The 17,337-nt window shown below is 41.2% G+C and carries 18 protein-coding genes; 3 read left to right on the top strand and 15 right to left on the bottom strand.

Annotated features, from left to right (window positions below):
* The first annotated feature begins 175 nt into the window (after nt 1-175).
* Nucleotides 176-1,957, top strand: coding sequence for a M61 family metallopeptidase (locus tag L1272_RS14095; RefSeq protein WP_235373712.1), 1,782 nt, complete (start codon nt 176-178; stop codon nt 1,955-1,957).
* Nucleotides 1,958-1,977: 20 nt separating this feature from the next.
* Here L1272_RS14095 and L1272_RS14100 read toward each other — a convergent pair whose 3' ends face one another.
* The 13 genes from L1272_RS14100 to hisG all read right to left on the bottom strand — a co-directional run bounded on the left by L1272_RS14100 (nt 1,978) and on the right by hisG (nt 12,712).
* Nucleotides 1,978-2,772: a glycosyltransferase family 25 protein gene (locus L1272_RS14100; RefSeq protein ID WP_235373713.1), complete on the bottom strand. Its 795-nt coding sequence runs from the start codon at nt 2,770-2,772 to the stop codon at nt 1,978-1,980.
* A 64-nt stretch (nt 2,773-2,836) separates the two neighbouring features.
* Nucleotides 2,837-3,022, bottom strand: a complete 186-nt coding sequence (locus L1272_RS14105) for a DUF1289 domain-containing protein (protein ID WP_054552009.1) — start codon at nt 3,020-3,022, stop codon at nt 2,837-2,839.
* Between the two features lie 41 nt (nt 3,023-3,063).
* On the bottom strand, nt 3,064-3,576 hold the full coding sequence (locus L1272_RS14110; RefSeq protein WP_055021702.1) for a hypothetical protein: 513 nt from the start codon (nt 3,574-3,576) through the stop codon (nt 3,064-3,066).
* A gap of 151 nt (nt 3,577-3,727) precedes the next feature.
* Complete coding sequence (locus L1272_RS14115; RefSeq protein WP_235373714.1) at nt 3,728-4,465, bottom strand: hypothetical protein; 738 nt, start codon at nt 4,463-4,465, stop codon at nt 3,728-3,730.
* A gap of 280 nt (nt 4,466-4,745) precedes the next feature.
* The gene (locus L1272_RS14120; protein WP_138600742.1) at nt 4,746-5,333 is read right to left on the bottom strand and encodes a hypothetical protein; all 588 of its coding nucleotides are present in this window, start codon (nt 5,331-5,333) and stop codon (nt 4,746-4,748) included.
* A 310-nt stretch (nt 5,334-5,643) separates the two neighbouring features.
* A complete protein-coding gene (gene hisIE / locus L1272_RS14125) occupies nt 5,644-6,258 on the bottom strand; it encodes a bifunctional phosphoribosyl-AMP cyclohydrolase/phosphoribosyl-ATP diphosphatase HisIE (protein WP_235373715.1) in 615 nt (204 codons plus the stop codon).
* On the bottom strand, nt 6,249-7,028 hold the full coding sequence (gene hisF / locus L1272_RS14130; RefSeq protein WP_054552014.1) for an imidazole glycerol phosphate synthase subunit HisF: 780 nt from the start codon (nt 7,026-7,028) through the stop codon (nt 6,249-6,251). Before hisF ends, hisIE begins: the two co-directional genes overlap by 10 nt.
* Nucleotides 7,010-7,744, bottom strand: a complete 735-nt coding sequence (locus tag L1272_RS14135; protein WP_063707479.1) for a 1-(5-phosphoribosyl)-5-[(5-phosphoribosylamino)methylideneamino] imidazole-4-carboxamide isomerase — start codon at nt 7,742-7,744, stop codon at nt 7,010-7,012. Before L1272_RS14135 ends, hisF begins: the two co-directional genes overlap by 19 nt.
* 28 nt (nt 7,745-7,772) lie before the next feature.
* Entirely contained in the window at nt 7,773-8,363 is a 591-nt protein-coding gene (gene hisH, locus L1272_RS14140; RefSeq protein ID WP_054552016.1) for an imidazole glycerol phosphate synthase subunit HisH, read from the bottom strand.
* Nucleotides 8,360-9,421, bottom strand: a complete 1,062-nt coding sequence (hisB, locus tag L1272_RS14145) for a bifunctional histidinol-phosphatase/imidazoleglycerol-phosphate dehydratase HisB (RefSeq protein WP_054563884.1) — start codon at nt 9,419-9,421, stop codon at nt 8,360-8,362. The genes hisH and hisB overlap by 4 nt, the downstream gene beginning before the upstream one ends.
* Entirely contained in the window at nt 9,418-10,515 is a 1,098-nt protein-coding gene (hisC, locus tag L1272_RS14150) for a histidinol-phosphate transaminase (RefSeq protein ID WP_268841502.1), read from the bottom strand. Before hisC ends, hisB begins: the two co-directional genes overlap by 4 nt.
* A complete protein-coding gene (gene hisD / locus L1272_RS14155) occupies nt 10,505-11,806 on the bottom strand; it encodes a histidinol dehydrogenase (RefSeq protein ID WP_138600754.1) in 1,302 nt (433 codons plus the stop codon). Before hisD ends, hisC begins: the two co-directional genes overlap by 11 nt.
* 6 nt (nt 11,807-11,812) lie before the next feature.
* The gene (gene hisG / locus L1272_RS14160) at nt 11,813-12,712 is read right to left on the bottom strand and encodes an ATP phosphoribosyltransferase (RefSeq protein WP_138616628.1); all 900 of its coding nucleotides are present in this window, start codon (nt 12,710-12,712) and stop codon (nt 11,813-11,815) included.
* 344 nt (nt 12,713-13,056) lie between these two features.
* Between hisG and L1272_RS14165 the strand changes: the two genes are divergently transcribed.
* Both L1272_RS14165 and L1272_RS14170 read left to right on the top strand, forming a co-directional pair.
* Complete coding sequence (locus L1272_RS14165) at nt 13,057-13,290, top strand: hypothetical protein (protein WP_054552021.1); 234 nt, start codon at nt 13,057-13,059, stop codon at nt 13,288-13,290.
* A gap of 90 nt (nt 13,291-13,380) precedes the next feature.
* A complete protein-coding gene (locus tag L1272_RS14170; protein WP_235373716.1) occupies nt 13,381-14,349 on the top strand; it encodes a sensor domain-containing diguanylate cyclase in 969 nt (322 codons plus the stop codon).
* A 23-nt stretch (nt 14,350-14,372) separates the two neighbouring features.
* Here L1272_RS14170 and L1272_RS14175 read toward each other — a convergent pair whose 3' ends face one another.
* Both L1272_RS14175 and L1272_RS14180 read right to left on the bottom strand, forming a co-directional pair.
* Entirely contained in the window at nt 14,373-15,656 is a 1,284-nt protein-coding gene (locus L1272_RS14175) for a cation:proton antiporter (protein ID WP_054552023.1), read from the bottom strand.
* 225 nt (nt 15,657-15,881) lie between these two features.
* Nucleotides 15,882-16,961, bottom strand: coding sequence for a mechanosensitive ion channel family protein (locus tag L1272_RS14180; protein ID WP_235373717.1), 1,080 nt, complete (start codon nt 16,959-16,961; stop codon nt 15,882-15,884).
* Nucleotides 16,962-17,337 lie beyond the last annotated feature (376 nt).

Below are 17,337 nucleotides of genomic sequence, written 5' to 3' on the forward strand. Positions count from 1 at the left end.
CTGTCTATAAGCTAAGTTTACAACAAAATAGTACGAAATGTAGGTTCCAAGTCAAAAACTTAGCCATTTTGTCTATCAAACTTGTTGCAATGGCTGTTTATCGGTTTTTAATTCACATTTTTTATCGCAATTGTTAGTCTATTTGGTAATTTTGATAGTAATAAAAAGAGTTGTTATGAAAAAGTTTTTGGCCATGTCTATTTTGGCGGCCTGTTCTAGCAGTGCGTTTGCAGATGTAAACTACTCACTGTCTATCACTCAGCCAGAGCACCATTTAGGTAATGTTAGTGTTGAGTTTCCGCAAACTGCACAAGCACATTTAGATATAAAACTTCCAGCTTGGCGTACTGGCCGTTACGAAATTTTAAATCTTGCCAATGGCGTGCGCTTTTTCGAAGCAAAAGATGATGATGGTAAGGCTTTAAAGTGGGAAAAAATTGACCACAGCACTTGGCGTGTTCACTTAAACGAACCTACTCAAGTCAATGTAGATTACCAAGTTTACGCTAACGAGCTAGGTAAACGTGCTCGTCATATTGATGATAGCCATGCCTTCATTGATGCTTCTGGCTTTTTCATGTTCAGCGAATCATTCCGCCAAGACCCAGTTAAAGTTGAGCTAAATGTACCAAAAGAATGGCGCTCAGTATCGGGTATGGAAAATGCGGGTTCTAAACACAGCTTTAAGGCCGCTGATTACGATATTTTAGTTGATTCACCAATCGAAACGGGTATCAATGAGCTACACAAGTTCACTGTTGATGGCCGTGAATATGAACTCGTTATTTGGGGTGAAGGCAACTACGACGTAGATCAAATGCTAACTGACCTTAAAAAGCTAGTGACAACCGGTAATGTAATTTGGGATAGCTACCCGTATGAGCGTTATGTATTTATGGTACATGCTACGTCAGGTGCAGGCGGTGCAACAGAGCATTTAAACTCAACAATTATCCAGCGCCCACGTGACCGTTTTGGTTCTCGTAAAGATTACCTTGCGTTTATCAGCACCGCAGCTCACGAATTTATTCATACTTGGAACGTAAAAGCATACCGCCCTAAAGGTATCGCGCCGTATGACTACACAAACATTAACTACGCAAAAACATTATGGATTGCAGAGGGCTCAACCAGCTACTTTGAAGATCACTTAATGGTGCGCGCTGGCATTGAAACAACTGATGAGTTCTTCGGCACGTTAACGAAAACCGTTAATCGTCACTTACAAACACCGGGTCGCGAAGTACAAAGCGCAACTGAAACAGGCTTTGATAAGTGGATCAACCAAGGCGGCGACCACGCTCGCAACTACAGCACCAATATCTATTTAGAAGGTGCATTGATTTCAATGGCGCTTGATATTGATTTGCTAGAAAAAAGCGATGGCAAAATCAGTTACCGCGACGTTCACCGCGCGCTTTATAACAAGCATCGTTTACCAGATGGTTTTACGCCAGATGATGTTAAAGCAATTTTAAAAGAGCTTACAGGTCGTGATTACAGCGCTTGGTGGCAAGCAAATGTGGATGAGCCAGCTGCTATCGACTTTGATTCGTTACTTGCAAAAGTAGGCTTAGGTTTAATTCGCCCTGAAGGCGCAAAATCAGTACCTAGTATTGATTCGTTTGCTAAAAACAGCGGTGAGTTATTAACCCTATCGCATGTTCGCCGTGGTGGCGCTGCATGGCAAGCGGGCTTAACAACGGATGATAAAATCGTCGCGTTTAACAAAAAGCATGTGGGTAAAGATTTAACAGCCAGCCTCGAAACGTTCAAAGCAGGCGACACAGTGACTGTTGATTTCATTCGACGCGATGCACTGCAAAGCACAACGCTAACACTTAGCGAAGATTTTGATAAAGAGAAAAAGGTCAAAGCATTAAAAGATGCAACACCAGCTCAAATGGCATTGTTTAAAGCATGGATGGGTGTTGACCACCCAAATCAAGCTAAATAACAGCCAAGCTAAATAAATCGTTAATGATTTTTGATTGGTAAGAGAGGAGCTGCGGCTCCTTTCTTTTTGCTCGGTGTTTGTTGCGCTTTTACAAACTGCTTTGTGTACTTTGTGTTTAGTAGTGCACTATGAAGTTGCTGTTTTTTACGTCGCCAAAACGACTTTTTAACTTTGGTTGATCTATCCCGAATATCGCTTTGTGAATTATCGGGTTGTGACACTGGGTAGGGCAGCAAAGAGTATCCATAAACACCGGTTTCCCACACATGCTGTAAATCGCAGTCAACGGGGCGGCCAAATGTGGCTGTGGCTTTTAACAGCGCTTTTGCACCTTCAAAACTAACAGCAGTTGCACAGCAGCCAGACATAAGCTTTTTATGAATGACTAAGTGTTGCTCATCAGCAAGGGGTTTTGTAAAGTCAATTTCCCGATTTCGGTCTTTATAAGCGGCCAATTTTATTAGCTGCCAAGGCTGTTTTAATGTACTAATGTTTTCAATTGCACTGTGAATAGAGCGGTCGAGAACAAAGTCATCTTCTAAAATAATGGCGTAATCTAATTGCCTATCGACAATGGTTTGCCATGCTTTTCTGTGACTCAGGTAACAGCCAATTTCACCTTTACTCAAGGGCTTATGGTATTTGTTTAGGTTTAAATCAGCACTATAGTGCTTGGTTATCTCTATATCAGACAGCTCTCTACCATCAATTGCATCAAGGCGTTCAAATGCCAAATTTTGTGCATTTAGCTCATGGCTTACACGGTTCAATCGTTCAGTAGAACTTGCTAAGTTGATTACAAAAATAGCGGTCATTATCGTTACCTGATGGTCAGTTTGAATCAGGCTAACAAGCTTTAATGACGCTTGGGTGTCAGAACTATTTCGCTTTTATGTCAGGGCGAGGAGTGTTTAAAATCGCTTGCTTTTCTTGTTCGGATAAAATGATCCAATCAAAAATCTCATCATTACTGCGACCACAGCCAGTGCAATAACCATTTAGGCGATGACATTGACCGATGCAATCTGTTTTGTATTGGCTGGTTGGTATTTTTGAATGTGTCATAGTGATGTGAAGGCTAATCTCTATTAGCCTTCCTAAGTGTATTACTTGCCTTCAATTGGCTTACCAATTTCAAGGGTAGTAGACCAAGGCTGTTTGCGTGATAGGGTTTTACCCGAATGAATTGAGATAACAGGGTTGTTTTCGTCAAGCACAAACGTGGTGCGTAACGATTCAGCTGACTCTTTTTGTGTTTGATGCCAATTATTACCCGCTAAACAAGCTTGGGTAAAATTTACCGCACGGGTGTGATCAGCGACAGCTTGTTGCTGTTGCTCGTAGTTGCCTACACAGCGATAGGTAACATTGTCTTTATCAAGCGCCGTGATTTGACAGTTATCGGCAATAAGGTTGTATTTCGCTGTCCATGTTTCCATGTATTTAGTATTTACACGGCTACGTTTTAAGCCTTCAAAGCGGTTGTCGTAAGCACCTAATAGGGCGTTAATTTTCTCGCAAGGGGTTAAGTTATCAATGGCTGTTTGTTGTTCAGTTGTTAGTCCTGTACAACCTGTTAAAACAAGGCCAGTTAGTAAGGCGGCGAGTGGCTTTTTCATATCAGGCTATCCTTTTAAATAGCAGTTCCTTAAACGTTTCCTAAAGGATACCTAAGCCCTTGTAAAAATGCTAATAAAGATTGGTGATTACAAAGCAAAATGCCCTCGTAAAGGAGGGCATTTTAGTTGCGTATATGGTAAAAGCGCAGGCTTACATTTTAGTTTTACCAGCAATGTTGGTCACTTTTACTGAGCCAGAACCATCACTTAGTAACTCAAAGTTTGCTGCAGTATCAACGCGAATGCTGCCTGAGCCATCTGAAACGACAACATCACCAGAAATATCATTTAAGTCGATGCCACCAGAACCATCGTGTATTTCAATATTGCCCTGTGCGTTGGCAACATCAATATTACCTGAGCCGTCATGAATTTTAATATCACGGCTGATATTACGTGCCTCTATGCTACCCGAACCATCATTGATTTCTAATGTGCCTGTAATGTCATTTGCGGTAATTGAACCTGAACCATCGTTGATCACAGTATCAGCGACTTTGCTAATAATAATTTCGCCAGAGCCATCGTGTACATCAACATTAAATGAACGAGGGATCGCAACAGTTAAATCAATGCGGGTTTGCTTATTGGTGTGGTAATCGCACTGGCCTGCACTAAGTGCTGCGTTATTGCCTTTGGCTTCAAGGTTTAAGCAGTATTCATCATGAGGCTTTTCTTGATAAATCTCGGCTTTAACGGTTACTTCATCACTGTCACTACCGGTTATATGTAAAAAACCAGAGCCGGCTTCTACTTTTAAAGCGCTTAATGAGGCTGCATCTAGCGTTAGGTTTTTCGTTGCTTGTAGTGACATATCACCCCAAGCAAAGGTTTGTGCTGATAATAAGCCTGCGGCAATGAGTGAGAGTGTTTTTACTGTACTTAACATGGTTCTTCCCTTTCAAATGTGTGGTGTTATTAGCTTAGTCGCAGGTGCTGATAAAAAAGGTTTAAAGGGTTTAAAAATTTTTTATAAAAATAATAGGCTGAACTTATGAATTCTAAGGTTAAGGCTAATAATTACAAAGTAATGCGATAAGTGGGATTAATAAATGCACCTGTATTTTCTATGTACGAAATAGAACATTTAATAAGACTAACATTCTGATATACACGATTAAGTAGAGCTTGAATCATCAAGCCCTACTAAAAAGGACAAATTTTTTAGTTTAATAATTTATTTCTATTTGACCAACTGAAACAGTTCCTTGCTGCCAAGTTGTTCTACATGTCAATGAAAGAATAGAATTGTCTTGATAATTATTATCTAAACTTGTTGTGAAATTAACACTTTGTTTAGATGAGTTATTTAGATCAGATATGCTAATCCAATCAAAACCCTGTCCAGTCCCATATTTAAGCCATACTTCACTGTTGCCATCATTTACTTTTTTAATCTGTGAAATTGAGCAACCACCAAAAGAGTTATTTAAACCTTGAGTAGTACCGTGAACTGTTAGTTGGTATTGACCAATGTTATCGTTCAATGGAATTGCACAATTGAAGTAACGTGAAGTTCTTGAAAATGTTGGGTTGAAAATAAAGTATCCGTTAGCGGTTGCGCCAACATTTTCTAAAGAGACTTCTTTTAGTGCTGATAAATCGCCATTTGTAGCAATTAGCTCGTTTAAAGCTGAAGATTTTTTCACAGTATCTTCACTACAATGCGCAGAGCCAGTAAAAGTAATTGTTTGTGAAAATGCTGATGTTGATGCAATCGCTAAAAGGGTAGCAATTGATAATGAAATTTTATTCATGATAAGAATCCTTCTTCTTTGTCCTTTTCAATTGAATTAGACCATAATTAGACTTACTAATCAAATAATGAAATTATATATATTGTTGAATTTATTGCATTTATTTCAGGTTGACATCAATTCACGTTTTTACTGTTGTTGCAATGGATTCTAAAATCACACTATATGTGAGGAGGTGACCTTGCAGGACTTAAAGGCTTTAGTGAACATGACTTTACCCGTGATGTTTTAAAGCACAGGGTAGATAAGAGTGGATTTAAGAAACACTAAAAAAGATGCACCTAAAAAGGTGCATCTAACTGAACTTAATTTACTTATGGCGACCTTGTAAACAGCTCACCACATCAGCCAGCGATAGGCCTTGGCGCTGCAATAACACAGTTAAATGATACAGTAAGTCTGCCGATTCATTGGTTAATTCATCGTTATCATGTTTCATGGCTGCAAGGGCAACTTCAACGCCTTCCTCACCCACTTTTTGGCAACTACGGCTTAAGTCTTTTGCAAACAAAGACGCTGTGTAGCTTTTACTTGGATCATCGTCTTTACGTGAGACAATCACTTGTTCAAGCTCAGCTAAAAACGATAAGCTAGGTTTAGCATCATCGCCGAAGCAGCTTTGTGTACCAAGGTGGCATGTTGGCCCAAGTGGGTTTGCCAGTACTAATAGTGAGTCGTAATCGCAGTCGGTGTGTACAGAGACGACTTCAAGGTAGTTTTCTGATGTTTCGCCTTTGGTCCATAAACGCTCTTTAGAACGCGAGTAAAAGGTTACTTTTTGTTTGTCGAAAGTGGCAGCTAATGCATCTTGATTCATAAAGCCTTGCATTAAAATCACCCCAGTGCGTGCGTCTTGCACAATAGCTGGGATCAATTCGCTTTTGGCAAAATCGACTTGAGAAAAAGTGTCTTTGGTTAATTGCATAGTCTTGCCGCTACATTATTATCAGTTAAAAATTGTTTTAGTTCGCCAATATCAATGACGTTCTTGTGAAATACGCTGGCAGCGAGTGCGCCATCAACTTGACTTTGTTGAAACACATCAACAAAGTCTTGCATCGTACCTGCGCCGCCCGATGCAATCAGAGGAATATCGCACAGTGCACGCATTTTTGATAGCTGAACATTGTCGTAGCCTTTACGCACGCCGTCTTGGTTCATACAATTGAGCACGATTTCACCAGCACCTAGGTCTTGCACGCGTTTAACCCATTCTTCGGTTTTGTAGCGAGTACGGCTTGATGCATTTGGGTCGCCAGTCAGCTGGTAGACTAAATACTCGCCAGTGTTTTCATCATAAAAACTATCAATACCCACAACTACGCATTGTTTACCAAACTCATCGTGTAATTCTTTGATAAGCTCTGGGCGAGCAATTGCAGGGCTATTAATACTGATTTTATCTGCACCACGTTCTAAAACACGTGCTGCATCAGCAACAGATTTAATGCCGCCTGCCACACAAAATGGAATATCAATGTGGCGTGCAATATTCTCAACCCAATTGACATCAAGTAGGCGTTTTTCGACGCTGGCACTGATTTCATAAAACACCAGTTCATCCGCACCGGCATCGCTGTATGCCTTAGCAAGCGTTAAAATATCACCAACCACTTCATGGCCTTTAAATTTAACACCTTTAACGACTTGGCCGTCTTTTACATCTAAACAAGGGATTATGCGTTTTGATAACATGCTAACGCCTCCTCAACATTAAAGGCACCATCGAGCAATGATTTACCTAAGATAACACCGCCAACACCCAGTTTTTTCAGCTTTGCAATATCATCCAGTGAGCTTACACCGCCTGATGCTTGAACTTTAATCTCGCTGTTGTGGTTGGTTAAATCTTCATAAAGTGCAAACGAAGGACCAGTCATGGTGCCGTCTTTACTGATGTCAGTACACAGAAAATCAACCACACCCAGTGCCACGTAAAAATCAACAAGTTCGAACAAACCAAACTCAGATTCACTTAACCAACCATGTGTTGCTGGCGCCCAGCCGTTGTCAGTTTTATTAACATCCAGTGCGATAACAAAGTGAGAGCTGCCAAATTTTTCAATCCACGCCTTTACTTGTTCGCGCTTTTCAACGGCCATTGAGCCGATCACGACTTGGTTAGCACCAGCTTCAAGCCAGTCAGCAACATCTTGCTCAGAGCGAATACCACCGCCCACTTGATAAGGCACATTAAGCGCTTTAGTCGCAGCTTGAATATGCTGCCACTGTTTTTTATTTGGATCGCGCGCGCCTTCTAAATCAACAAGGTGCAGTTTGCCTGCGCCGCTGTTTGCGTACTCTTGTAAGCGTGCGCCAAGTTCGTAAGGGTAAAACTGTGCTGTATCATACTTACCTTGGTATAAGCGCACAATTTGGTTTTGTAATACATCGAGTGCTGGAATAATCACGTTTATTTCTCTTATTTGTTTGCTGCGCTTACAGCTGCCAATCTAAAAAGTTTTGTAAAAGTCGCGTGCCTACTTTGGCGCTTCGCTCTGGGTGGAACTGCATGCCTGCGTAGTTATCTTTAGCAACAATTGCTGAAAAAGCTTGCCCGTATTCACCGCTAACTAGGGTGGCATCGTTCACTGTGTGAGCAAAGCTATGCACAAAGTACACTTGATCTTGTGCCGATAACCCTTTGGTAAGGGCATGCTCTTTTAACACGCTTAGGTCATTCCACCCCATGTGTGGTGAGGTTAATGTGCCCACATCTAAGTGCTTAACAACACCCGGAATTTTGCCAAGGCAATCAACATTGCCTTCTTCTGTGCTGTCGCAAAGTAATTGCATGCCTAAACAAATGCCCATTAGCGGGCGTTGATATTCATCAATTGCTTGCTGCCAACCACCGTCTTTTAAACGCTTCATGGCAACAGAAGCATGACCTACGCCGGGTAAAATCGCACGTTCAAAGCCTTTTAGTTGCTCAGGTGAGGTGATCACCTCTGGCGTCTTCCCTAAGCGCTCAAAGGCAAAACGAACTGAGTTAATGTTGGCACAACCGGTATTAATTATGGCAATCATAAACACCCCTTAGAGCTGGCAGTTTGTTGTGAAGCATCTTTTGCAATCGCAGCGCGAAGTGCTCTTGCAAACGCTTTAAATAAGCCTTCAACTTGGTGATGACAGTTACCGTCGCTAACCGACAGAATTAGGCTCATGGCGGCATTATCACTTAAGCTTTTAAAGAAGTGTTCAACCATTTGCACGTCTAAGTCGCCGACTTTTTCACGGCTAAAATCGGCGTTTAATACAAATGAGGCACGGCCTGATAAGTCAATTTGCGCTTCTGCTTTACATTCATCCATAGGGAGTGCAAAACCATAGCGACCAATTTGCGTTTTTGTACCTAGCGCTTGTTTAAGGGCAAGGCCAAGTGCAATGCCGATATCTTCAACTAGGTGGTGCTCATCAATGTGTAAGTCGCCAGTGGCTTGAATATTAAGTCCGATATTGGCGTGAGTACGAATTTGGTCAAGCATGTGATCGAAAAAGCCAAGGCCAGTGCTAATTTCGCCATTTTTTGTTTGGTCTAAATTAACTTGCACATCAATTTGCGTTTCTTTGGTATTACGAGTGACACGGCCTTCACGGTTTGCGGTTGTCAGCTTAGTGACAATGGCATCCCAGCTGCCGTCATACAAAATGCCTTCGCAGCATAAGTTATTGGCAAGTCCGATGTCAGTTTGGCGGTCGCCAATCACAAATGAACGCGCTAAATCGACTTTACCTGAGCGCATAAGCTCAGTAAGTAAGCCTGTTTTTGGTTTACGGCAGTCACAATTTTGTTCATCAAAGTGAGGGCAGATCAGAACTTCATCAAATTTAATCCCTTGGCTGTTTAAGATATCCATCATCTTGTCTTGAGCAATATCAAAATCAGCGGTCGGGAAGCTATCAGTGCCTAAACCATCTTGGTTTGAAACCATAACAAGGCGGTAACCTGCCGCTTGAAGTTGTAATAGAGCAGGGATCACATTTGGCAAAAACACTAATTTTTCGAGGCTATCAACCTGTTTGTCGGTGATAGGCTCTTCGATAATCGTGCCATCGCGGTCAATAAATAAATATGGGTTGCTCATGATAATTCCTGTTCTACTGTTTTACTGGTCAGTGATAAGCCATCTAACCAAACTTTTACTTGTTCTAGTTCTTGCTCGTTACCGATAGAAATTCGTAACCAATCATCTTCGCCATATAAAGTGAAGGCACGCATTACGAGTCCTTGCTCAAGTGCGATATTAAATGATTGTTTGTCTTTTAATTTTAAAGTGACAAAGTTACCTTCACCGCTCAGTACTTTGATAACGGCAGGTGATTGCTCGAGCCAACTTTTTAGTTTGCTTTTTAAGCTATTTAGAATTGTCACCTGACGGCGCATTGAAGCGATGTTGTCGCTACTTAATGCATCTGAGGCAATGCTCGCCACCACCGTTGATACAGGGTAAGGCGCAATCACTTTACGAATAGGTGCAAGTAGCTCGCTGTTGGCTAGCGTGAAGCCCGTTCTTAAACCTGCAAGTGCAAATGCTTTTGATAAGGTTCTTAGTACCACAAGGTTACTAAACTCGTTGATCAGGCTTGCCGCTGTTTGTTCTGGGCAAAATTCTATATAAGCTTCATCCACCACTACAATCGCTTTACCCGCAAGTTGTTGGGTGATTTTTCTGATTTTGTCTAGGCTTGTCATGCTGCCGGTAGGGTTATTTGGATTACAAATAAACACCAACTTTGAATCAGCAACCGCAGTGACAATCTCATCAACGGTGCCTTTTAATAACAGCTCTTGAGTTAAACCGTTAATTGCAATGTTGTGGGTATCAGCAGTGACTTTGTACATGCCGTAAGTTGGCAAAAAGAGTGCAATGCTATCTTTAGCAGGGCTACAAAAAGTACGTACTAATAGTTCAATACCTTCGTCAGCGCCACGAGTCATCAGTACTTGCTCTGGCTCTAAATTAGCATAGCAAGCGTAACGAGTGATCACTTGCTGAGGCTGCGGATCTGGGTAGCGATTTAAATCAGCTAAATTGATATTTGGCGTACGTGAATACGGGCTTTCATTGGCATTTAACCACGTTGTGCCTGTCAGCTTTTCACTTTTCGCCGAACTGTAGGCTGTAAGCGCTGCAATGTTGTCTGGCAACAGCGTTGTTATTTTTGAATTATCGCTCATTATTCATAGCCTCAAGACGAATTGAAACAGCATTAGCGTGAGCATCAAGCCCCTCTGCTGCAGCTAAAGGTAAAATTGCTTTAGATAATTCACGTAAGCCATTTTTACTTATGGTTTGCACTGTGAAAGTTCTAAAGAAGTCCAGTAAGTTTAAGCTCGAATAGGTCGCACTGTAACCATACGTTGGTAGTACGTGGTTCGTACCCGATGCATAGTCTCCGGCAGACTCCGGAGTGTAATCACCCACAAATACTGAACCGGCATTTTTCACTAAGCTTAAATAAGGCTGCGCATCAGCAAGCTGTAGAATAAGGTGCTCAGGACCATATTGCGCAGACACTGCAAAGGCTTGCTCAACCGAGTCGACTAATATCAAGCTTGAGTTTGCTAGGGCTTGCTCGGCAGTGTCTTTACGACTTAATTTTGCTAGCTGCTCTGTTAATGCTTGCTGTGTTTTTTCAATAATACGCTCGCTGTTACACAGTAAAATAACCTGTGAATCAGCACCGTGCTCCGCTTGCGATAATAAATCTGCCGCAATAAACTCTGGGTTTGCACGCTCATCAGCAATCACTAGCACTTCAGAAGGGCCCGCTGGCATATCAATCGCCATACCTGGAATAGTTTGCGCAACAAGTTGTTTTGCCATGGTGACAAAGCTATTTCCCGGGCCAAAAATCTTGTTCACTTTAGGCACTGATTCTGTACCGTAAGCCATCGCTGCAATCGCTCCGGCGCCGCCACTTTCTACAATGGTTTTAATACCACATAGTTTTGCCGCATATAAAATGGCAGGGTTGATAGTTTCATCGGCTTTCACAGGTGTAGTAAGCACAACGGTTTGTGCACCACTCAACTGTGCAAGCACCCCTTGCATAATTACTGACGATGGCAGTGGCGCACTGCCACCTGGCACGTAAATACCTACCGCTTCAATGGCTTGATATTTAAGTTCACACAATACGCCAGGTTGCGTTGTTAACTTAATATCTTTAGGTAATTGTGCTTGGTGAAAGCGTTTTACATTGGCGTAGGCCGTTTCGATAGCGGCTTTTAACTCGTTTGATAATAACTGCTCAGCTTGGTTTATTTCTTCAACTGGCACTAATAAGCGAGGTGTTTCGCGCTTATCAAACTCTTTTGCCATCTTTAATAACGCTGCGTCACCTTGTGCTTTAACTGCATTTAAGATGTCGATGCAAATTGCTTCAACCTCTTTACTTGCAGTAACAGCAGGGCGGGTAAGTACCGCCTGCTGTGCTTGTTGATTTTCCTCATTCCAGCGAAACATGGATAATTACTCCATCATTTTTTCAATTGGCATAACAAGAATTGAGTTAGCACCTAGTGCTTTTAACTGTTCCATTGTTTCCCAGAAAAGGGTTTCGCTGCTAACCATATGTAGCGCAACATAATCGTCGCTACCAGCAAGCGATAGTAAAGTTGGTTGACCTGTGCCAGGTAGTAAGTCGCATACTTCATCAAGCTTTGCTTTTGGTGCGTGTAGCATGATGTATTTACTTTCTTTTGCTTGGCGTACACCACGTAAACGCGGCATTAGCGTATTGATTAAATCAAGTTTGCTTTGATCAGTTAGATTCTTGTTTTGAATTAAACATGCGTTTGATTCTAAGATGGTATCGCCTTGCATTAAGCCGTTTGCTTCTAACGTTGCACCTGTAGATACTAAGTCACAAATTGCATCAGCTAAACCAGCACGCGGCGCAACTTCAACAGAGCCCGTTAACATAACTGTGCTTGCGTTAATACCTTCGCGTTTTAGGTATTGGCTTAAGATTTCTGGGTAGGTAGTGGCAATGCGTTTACCTTCGAACCAGCTTTTATTTTGTGGACCAAGTTCTTGCGGCCATGCAAGTGCAAGGCGACAGTAACCAAAATCAAGCTTAGAAAGTTTGTTTACTTCGAATTCCACACCTTGGCGTTCGCGTTCGGCTTGTACTTCAACAAGTACGTTTTCACCTACGATACCCAAATCACACACACCGTCCATTACTAGGCCCGGAATATCGTCATCGCGTACACGAAGTACATCAATTGGCATATTGGTAGAGTGTGCGATTAAACGTTGTTCACGAAGATTTAATTTCACACCAAGTTGCTTTAGCAACTCTTGGCAGTCTTTTGATAAGCGGCCGCCTTTTTGGATGGCGATTCGTAAACGGTTGGTATTGCTCATTATTCATTTTCCTTTAATTCAAAAACTAAAAACCCCGAGGGAACCTCAGGGCGAAAATAAATAATTTGGTTGATTGCTCGCCAGAGGTTCCTTTTAGGAATAACCTCTCAGCGAAAAACCTGACAGGCTATTCCGGTGAATGATGGTGATGATGGATAGTTGTCAGATTGAAGCGCATAATTTTTCCTGTATTGCACTCGTTTATGTAAACCAGTGCGTTAATCTGTTTAAATAATTTACGTATATAGATAAACATGCTTTGCTAATCTTTGGCAAGCATTTTTTTGCGAAATTAAAGTATATGCTATAACCGCCGATAATAAATGGATATATAGGAGGTACAAATGGATATCATGATCCCCTTTTTAGGTCGAATTACACGGCTACAGTTAGAAAGTAAAGGCGCATTTCACATTGCGGGCGTAAAAGATGCGAACGTGCAGCGAATTGAACTTGAAAAACGCCAAAAACGAGAAATAGAGCGACGAAAAAAAGCTGCTAAAAAAGATGATAAAAGCGGTAAAAATGCCATAGAAGAAGATGAAGAGGGTAATAAACACCTAGATACATGGGCATAGCAGAAATTTAAGAAATTGTTTGTATGCAATAGACCATTTTTTTCTGCTAGGGTTAAGAAATACATGTGATTTTGATCAAAAGGCAATCTAATGGAACGACCAGCAGTGCCGTTAAATGAGCAAGCAAGGCTTGAAGAGCTTCGCTCTTTGGGTGTATTAGACTCTCAGAGCGACCCCGCCTTTGACCGAATCACTCGCCTTGCCCAACAGTTTTTCTCTGTGCCAATTTGTGTCATTAGCTTAATTGACGAGCATAGACAGTGGTTTAAGTCATGTGTGGGGTTAGATGTGACAGAGACTGCAAGAGACATTTCTTTTTGCGCCCATGCAATTTTATATAAAGACCCCCTAGTGGTTGAAAATGCCTTAAACGATAAACGTTTTGCAGATAACCCGCTGGTAATGGGTGACCCAAATATTCGTTTTTATGCAGGTTGCCCAATCACACTTAAATCAGGAAATAGAATTGGCACTTTGTGCCTTATTGATCACCAACCTCGCAGTTTTAACAATAAAGATACGAAAGTTTTAAAAGACTTTGCAGCAATTGTCGAGCGTGAGTTTGCGGTTATGCAATTAGCAACCACAGATGAGCTTACCTTATTACCCAATCGTCGGGGTTTTATTAGCACAGCTGAACATTACCTTGATTTATGCATTCGCCAGCATTTAAAAGCAAAATTGGTATTTATAGATTTAGATAACTTTAAAGCAATTAACGACCAGTTCGGTCATGCTGCAGGCGACCGGTTGCTAAAAGATTTTGCAAGGTTGCTGGAAAGCTGCTGTCGCAAAGCGGATTTATATGCGCGGTTGAGCGGTGATGAGTTTGTAATTTTGTTTACAGATTTAAATACCAGTGATTGCGAGGCTATTATGCAGCGTCTATTTTTGTCATTCAATCACTTACCTAATAGTTTTAATAATCAAGTTGAGCTTGGCTTTTCTTATGGTATAGCCGATTTTTCAGATCAGCAACCATGCTCGCTGACTAAATTACTTGCTGTTGCAGACGCACGAATGTATGCCGATAAAGCACAAAAAAGGCTCGATAATTGAGCCTTTAAAGTAAAAATCAGTGCTTAATTTTTCGCTTCTGCTGATTGAATACTGCTTTGGATCAACGGCGATATTGTCAAACCTTGTACGATAATCGAAAAGATCACCACCACATAAGTGACAATAACAATCAAGTCATGTAAATCAGAGCCTGCGATCATTACTTGATCGCGTGGGATGGCAGCTGCCATTGCAAGCGCTAACCCCCCCCGTAAGCCACCCCAAGTGAGTATTTTCACTGAGTGCTTATCGTACTGGCGGTACTTTTTAAAGAATACAAATGGCGTGCCTACACTTAAAAAACGAGCCAGCAACACCACAGGCACCATGAGTAAACCTAAGCCAATTTCTTCAAGAGTAATAGGCATGGTGACAATTAGCATTCCGATGATCAAAAACAGCAAGGCATTTAAAAAGCTATCTGTGGCATGCCAAAAGTCTTTCACGTAGCGAGTATCTTCAGGCCCGGTACGCTCTGTTGCTTTTGAACGAGTAATATTGCCAAGTAAGATACCACTGGTGACCATAGCAAGGGCACCTGAGATTTCCCAAATATTTGCTGCTGCAAAGCCGGCTGTTGGAATGGTCAGGGTTAGTAGCAAACGAATGTTCACATCGCGGCTATTAATAATTAAAAAATGCCCGACTAACGCAATCACCAGACCAAACACGATACCGCCAATTGCATCAACTAAAAACAATTCTGCAACGTCAGTAAAGGTAGCTTCGGTGCCATAAAAGGCCACTGAAAATATCGTTGTGAAAATCACTAAACCAATACCATCATTAAACAAAGACTCACCTTCAACTTGCACAGAAATACCTTCTGGGGCTCGCATTTGTTTAATAATGGCTAACACTGCAATCGGGTCGGTTGGGCTGATTAAAGCACCAAACAATAAACAGTAAATAAACGGCACAGGCCAGCCAACAAAAGCAAACAAATAATAGCTCAAGTAACCAACAATGACCGTTGAGGTTATGGTTGAAAATAACACTAATGCGGTAATTTCCCACCGTTGCTTTCGAAGGGCTGCTAAGTTGATTTCTAACGCACCCGCGAACAGCAAAAAGCCGAGCATCCCTTTTAAAAGCAACTGATTAAAGTTGATACTGGAGACAACTTGAGTCATTTCGAGGGCGGTGGTATCACCAAGCATTTTAACGGCAAGTATAAGAAGTAGAGAAATAACAACAGAACCTGTTGTTATAGCAATTGTAGTTTGCATTTTGAGGATGAATTGGTTAGCAAAAGCAATAAAAATAGCTAATGCTGAAAGAAAACAAATGAGGTACCAAGCATTCATTGTTTGACCTTAAATATTTGTATAACAAGACGCAGAAAGCAGTCACTTTCTGGCCGCATATAGTACGCCTCTAAAATAGGTATGTCACAGTGTTTATGCGATTTTTATGACATTTTAGAGTAAAAATTCAAGGTGCTGATTGCATATGTATAATCGCTGTTAATAATGTCTAAAAAGAGACAAAAAAAACCTGATGAATGTGCAATTATGATAACTTCAGTTAGGTCAATCAGCCTGTTTAAAGTGAGCCGATTCTTGGCTGGTATTAATCGCTCTGATTGGGTAAGGGATCACAATTCCTTCTTTTGCGTAACGTTGATGTAATGCTTTGATAAACGCAGATTTTACCCAAAAGCGGTTAAAGTACTCTTTTGCTCTTAACATCACCGTAAAATTGATGCTTGATTGGTCAAAAGTATGAAAGACCACAAAGGTCTCGTAATCATCGATGCCCCATTCATGGCTTTTTAAGATCTGTCTTGCTACATCCAAAGTTACTTGCTCAACTTTTTCAAGGTCGGAGCCATAATGAACACCCACCTCAACGGGGACGCTGAGCTCTTTTTCAGGGTAAAAATAGTTAATGATGCGTGATTTAGACAGCTGACTATTGGGGATGACTATCATGTTGTTAGGCAACATTTTCACCCAGGTTGAGCGCCAACCAATTTTCTCAACAAACCCTTGGTCGCCACTTTCAAGCTCTATAAAGTCGCCGACCCGAATTGGTTTATCAATCACCAACTGCACGCCAGAAAAAAAGTTTTCGAGTGTCGGTTGCAAAGCCAAAGCGACGGCAAGAGAGGTAATGCCTAATGAGGCAATAATTGGGGTGATTGATATGCCTAACGTGCCTAATAACAGCAATAAGCCAACACACACAATTGCACAGCGGATCAAGCCTTTAATGATGCTATGACTATTCGAAACCACCACCGAGCGGGCACTGTAATAATCAACGGTACCAAATAAGAAATGATCTAAAAATAACACTAAGGCAAAAATACAAATGGCTTTAGCGGTGGCCGCAATAGGTAAGGGGTGCTCAGCCATAAAGCCGGTGGTGTTCAATAACTGACCAAAAATGATCACAAGCACCATCATTGTGCACAAGGTCAATGGTGTAGAGAGTGAGTCAACCAATAAAGAGTCGAACACAAAGTCAGTGCGTTGAGTCCATTTTTTTAAACAATAGATAATTACAAACCTCAATAAGAACAAAGCGATAGCGGCTAGAGCAGTGCCTCCAATGACAACCAGCCAAGGCTCATTTAGCCATTCATTTTGTATCAACTCAGTATTCATGCTTAGTCCTTAAATTCTAGGTACTTGGTATTGCTGCAAATTATGTACCCAGGCTTTTTGTGGATATTTAAGCCTTCAGCTTTGAACCACAAATAATGAAATGAGCAATATTAAATGCAAATAAAAGGTACAAATGTATATCAAATGTTATTATTTTGTATCAATAATTTTACACTCTCACTTTATTTGTTAACAATTAATAAACTTTAATTTTCTTATCCTACTGTTAATTATAGGGTTTTAGTTTAGAGTTAATACTTTATTTGTAAATTTTTTGTTTCATTTTCAATTTCGTTCCAATCAATCTAGGCTGGTCACTAATCGGGAACAGTGCAGTCCGGTTACTAGGAAAATATTAAATACATAACAATCTAAC

It is taken from the genome of Pseudoalteromonas sp. PAST1, assembly GCF_021532515.1.
Lineage (GTDB): Bacteria > Pseudomonadota > Gammaproteobacteria > Enterobacterales > Alteromonadaceae > Pseudoalteromonas > Pseudoalteromonas simplex.

Coding starts and splice junctions, on each gene's coding strand:
- L1272_RS14095 (WP_235373712.1), top strand. CDS start 176: ATGAAAAAGTTTTTGGCCATGTCTATTTTGGCGGCCTGTTCTAGCAGT.
- L1272_RS14100 (WP_235373713.1), bottom strand. CDS start 2,772: ATGACCGCTATTTTTGTAATCAACTTAGCAAGTTCTACTGAACGATTG.
- L1272_RS14105 (WP_054552009.1), bottom strand. CDS start 3,022: ATGACACATTCAAAAATACCAACCAGCCAATACAAAACAGATTGCATC.
- L1272_RS14110 (WP_055021702.1), bottom strand. CDS start 3,576: ATGAAAAAGCCACTCGCCGCCTTACTAACTGGCCTTGTTTTAACAGGT.
- L1272_RS14115 (WP_235373714.1), bottom strand. CDS start 4,465: ATGTTAAGTACAGTAAAAACACTCTCACTCATTGCCGCAGGCTTATTA.
- L1272_RS14120 (WP_138600742.1), bottom strand. CDS start 5,333: ATGAATAAAATTTCATTATCAATTGCTACCCTTTTAGCGATTGCATCA.
- hisIE (WP_235373715.1), bottom strand. CDS start 6,258: ATGCAATTAACCAAAGACACTTTTTCTCAAGTCGATTTTGCCAAAAGC.
- hisF (WP_054552014.1), bottom strand. CDS start 7,028: ATGTTATCAAAACGCATAATCCCTTGTTTAGATGTAAAAGACGGCCAA.
- hisH (WP_054552016.1), bottom strand. CDS start 8,363: ATGATTGCCATAATTAATACCGGTTGTGCCAACATTAACTCAGTTCGT.
- hisB (WP_054563884.1), bottom strand. CDS start 9,421: ATGAGCAACCCATATTTATTTATTGACCGCGATGGCACGATTATCGAA.
- hisC (WP_268841502.1), bottom strand. CDS start 10,515: ATGAGCGATAATTCAAAAATAACAACGCTGTTGCCAGACAACATTGCA.
- hisD (WP_138600754.1), bottom strand. CDS start 11,806: ATGTTTCGCTGGAATGAGGAAAATCAACAAGCACAGCAGGCGGTACTT.
- hisG (WP_138616628.1), bottom strand. CDS start 12,712: ATGAGCAATACCAACCGTTTACGAATCGCCATCCAAAAAGGCGGCCGC.
- L1272_RS14165 (WP_054552021.1), top strand. CDS start 13,057: ATGGATATCATGATCCCCTTTTTAGGTCGAATTACACGGCTACAGTTA.
- L1272_RS14170 (WP_235373716.1), top strand. CDS start 13,381: ATGGAACGACCAGCAGTGCCGTTAAATGAGCAAGCAAGGCTTGAAGAG.
- L1272_RS14175 (WP_054552023.1), bottom strand. CDS start 15,656: ATGAATGCTTGGTACCTCATTTGTTTTCTTTCAGCATTAGCTATTTTT.
- L1272_RS14180 (WP_235373717.1), bottom strand. CDS start 16,961: ATGAATACTGAGTTGATACAAAATGAATGGCTAAATGAGCCTTGGCTG.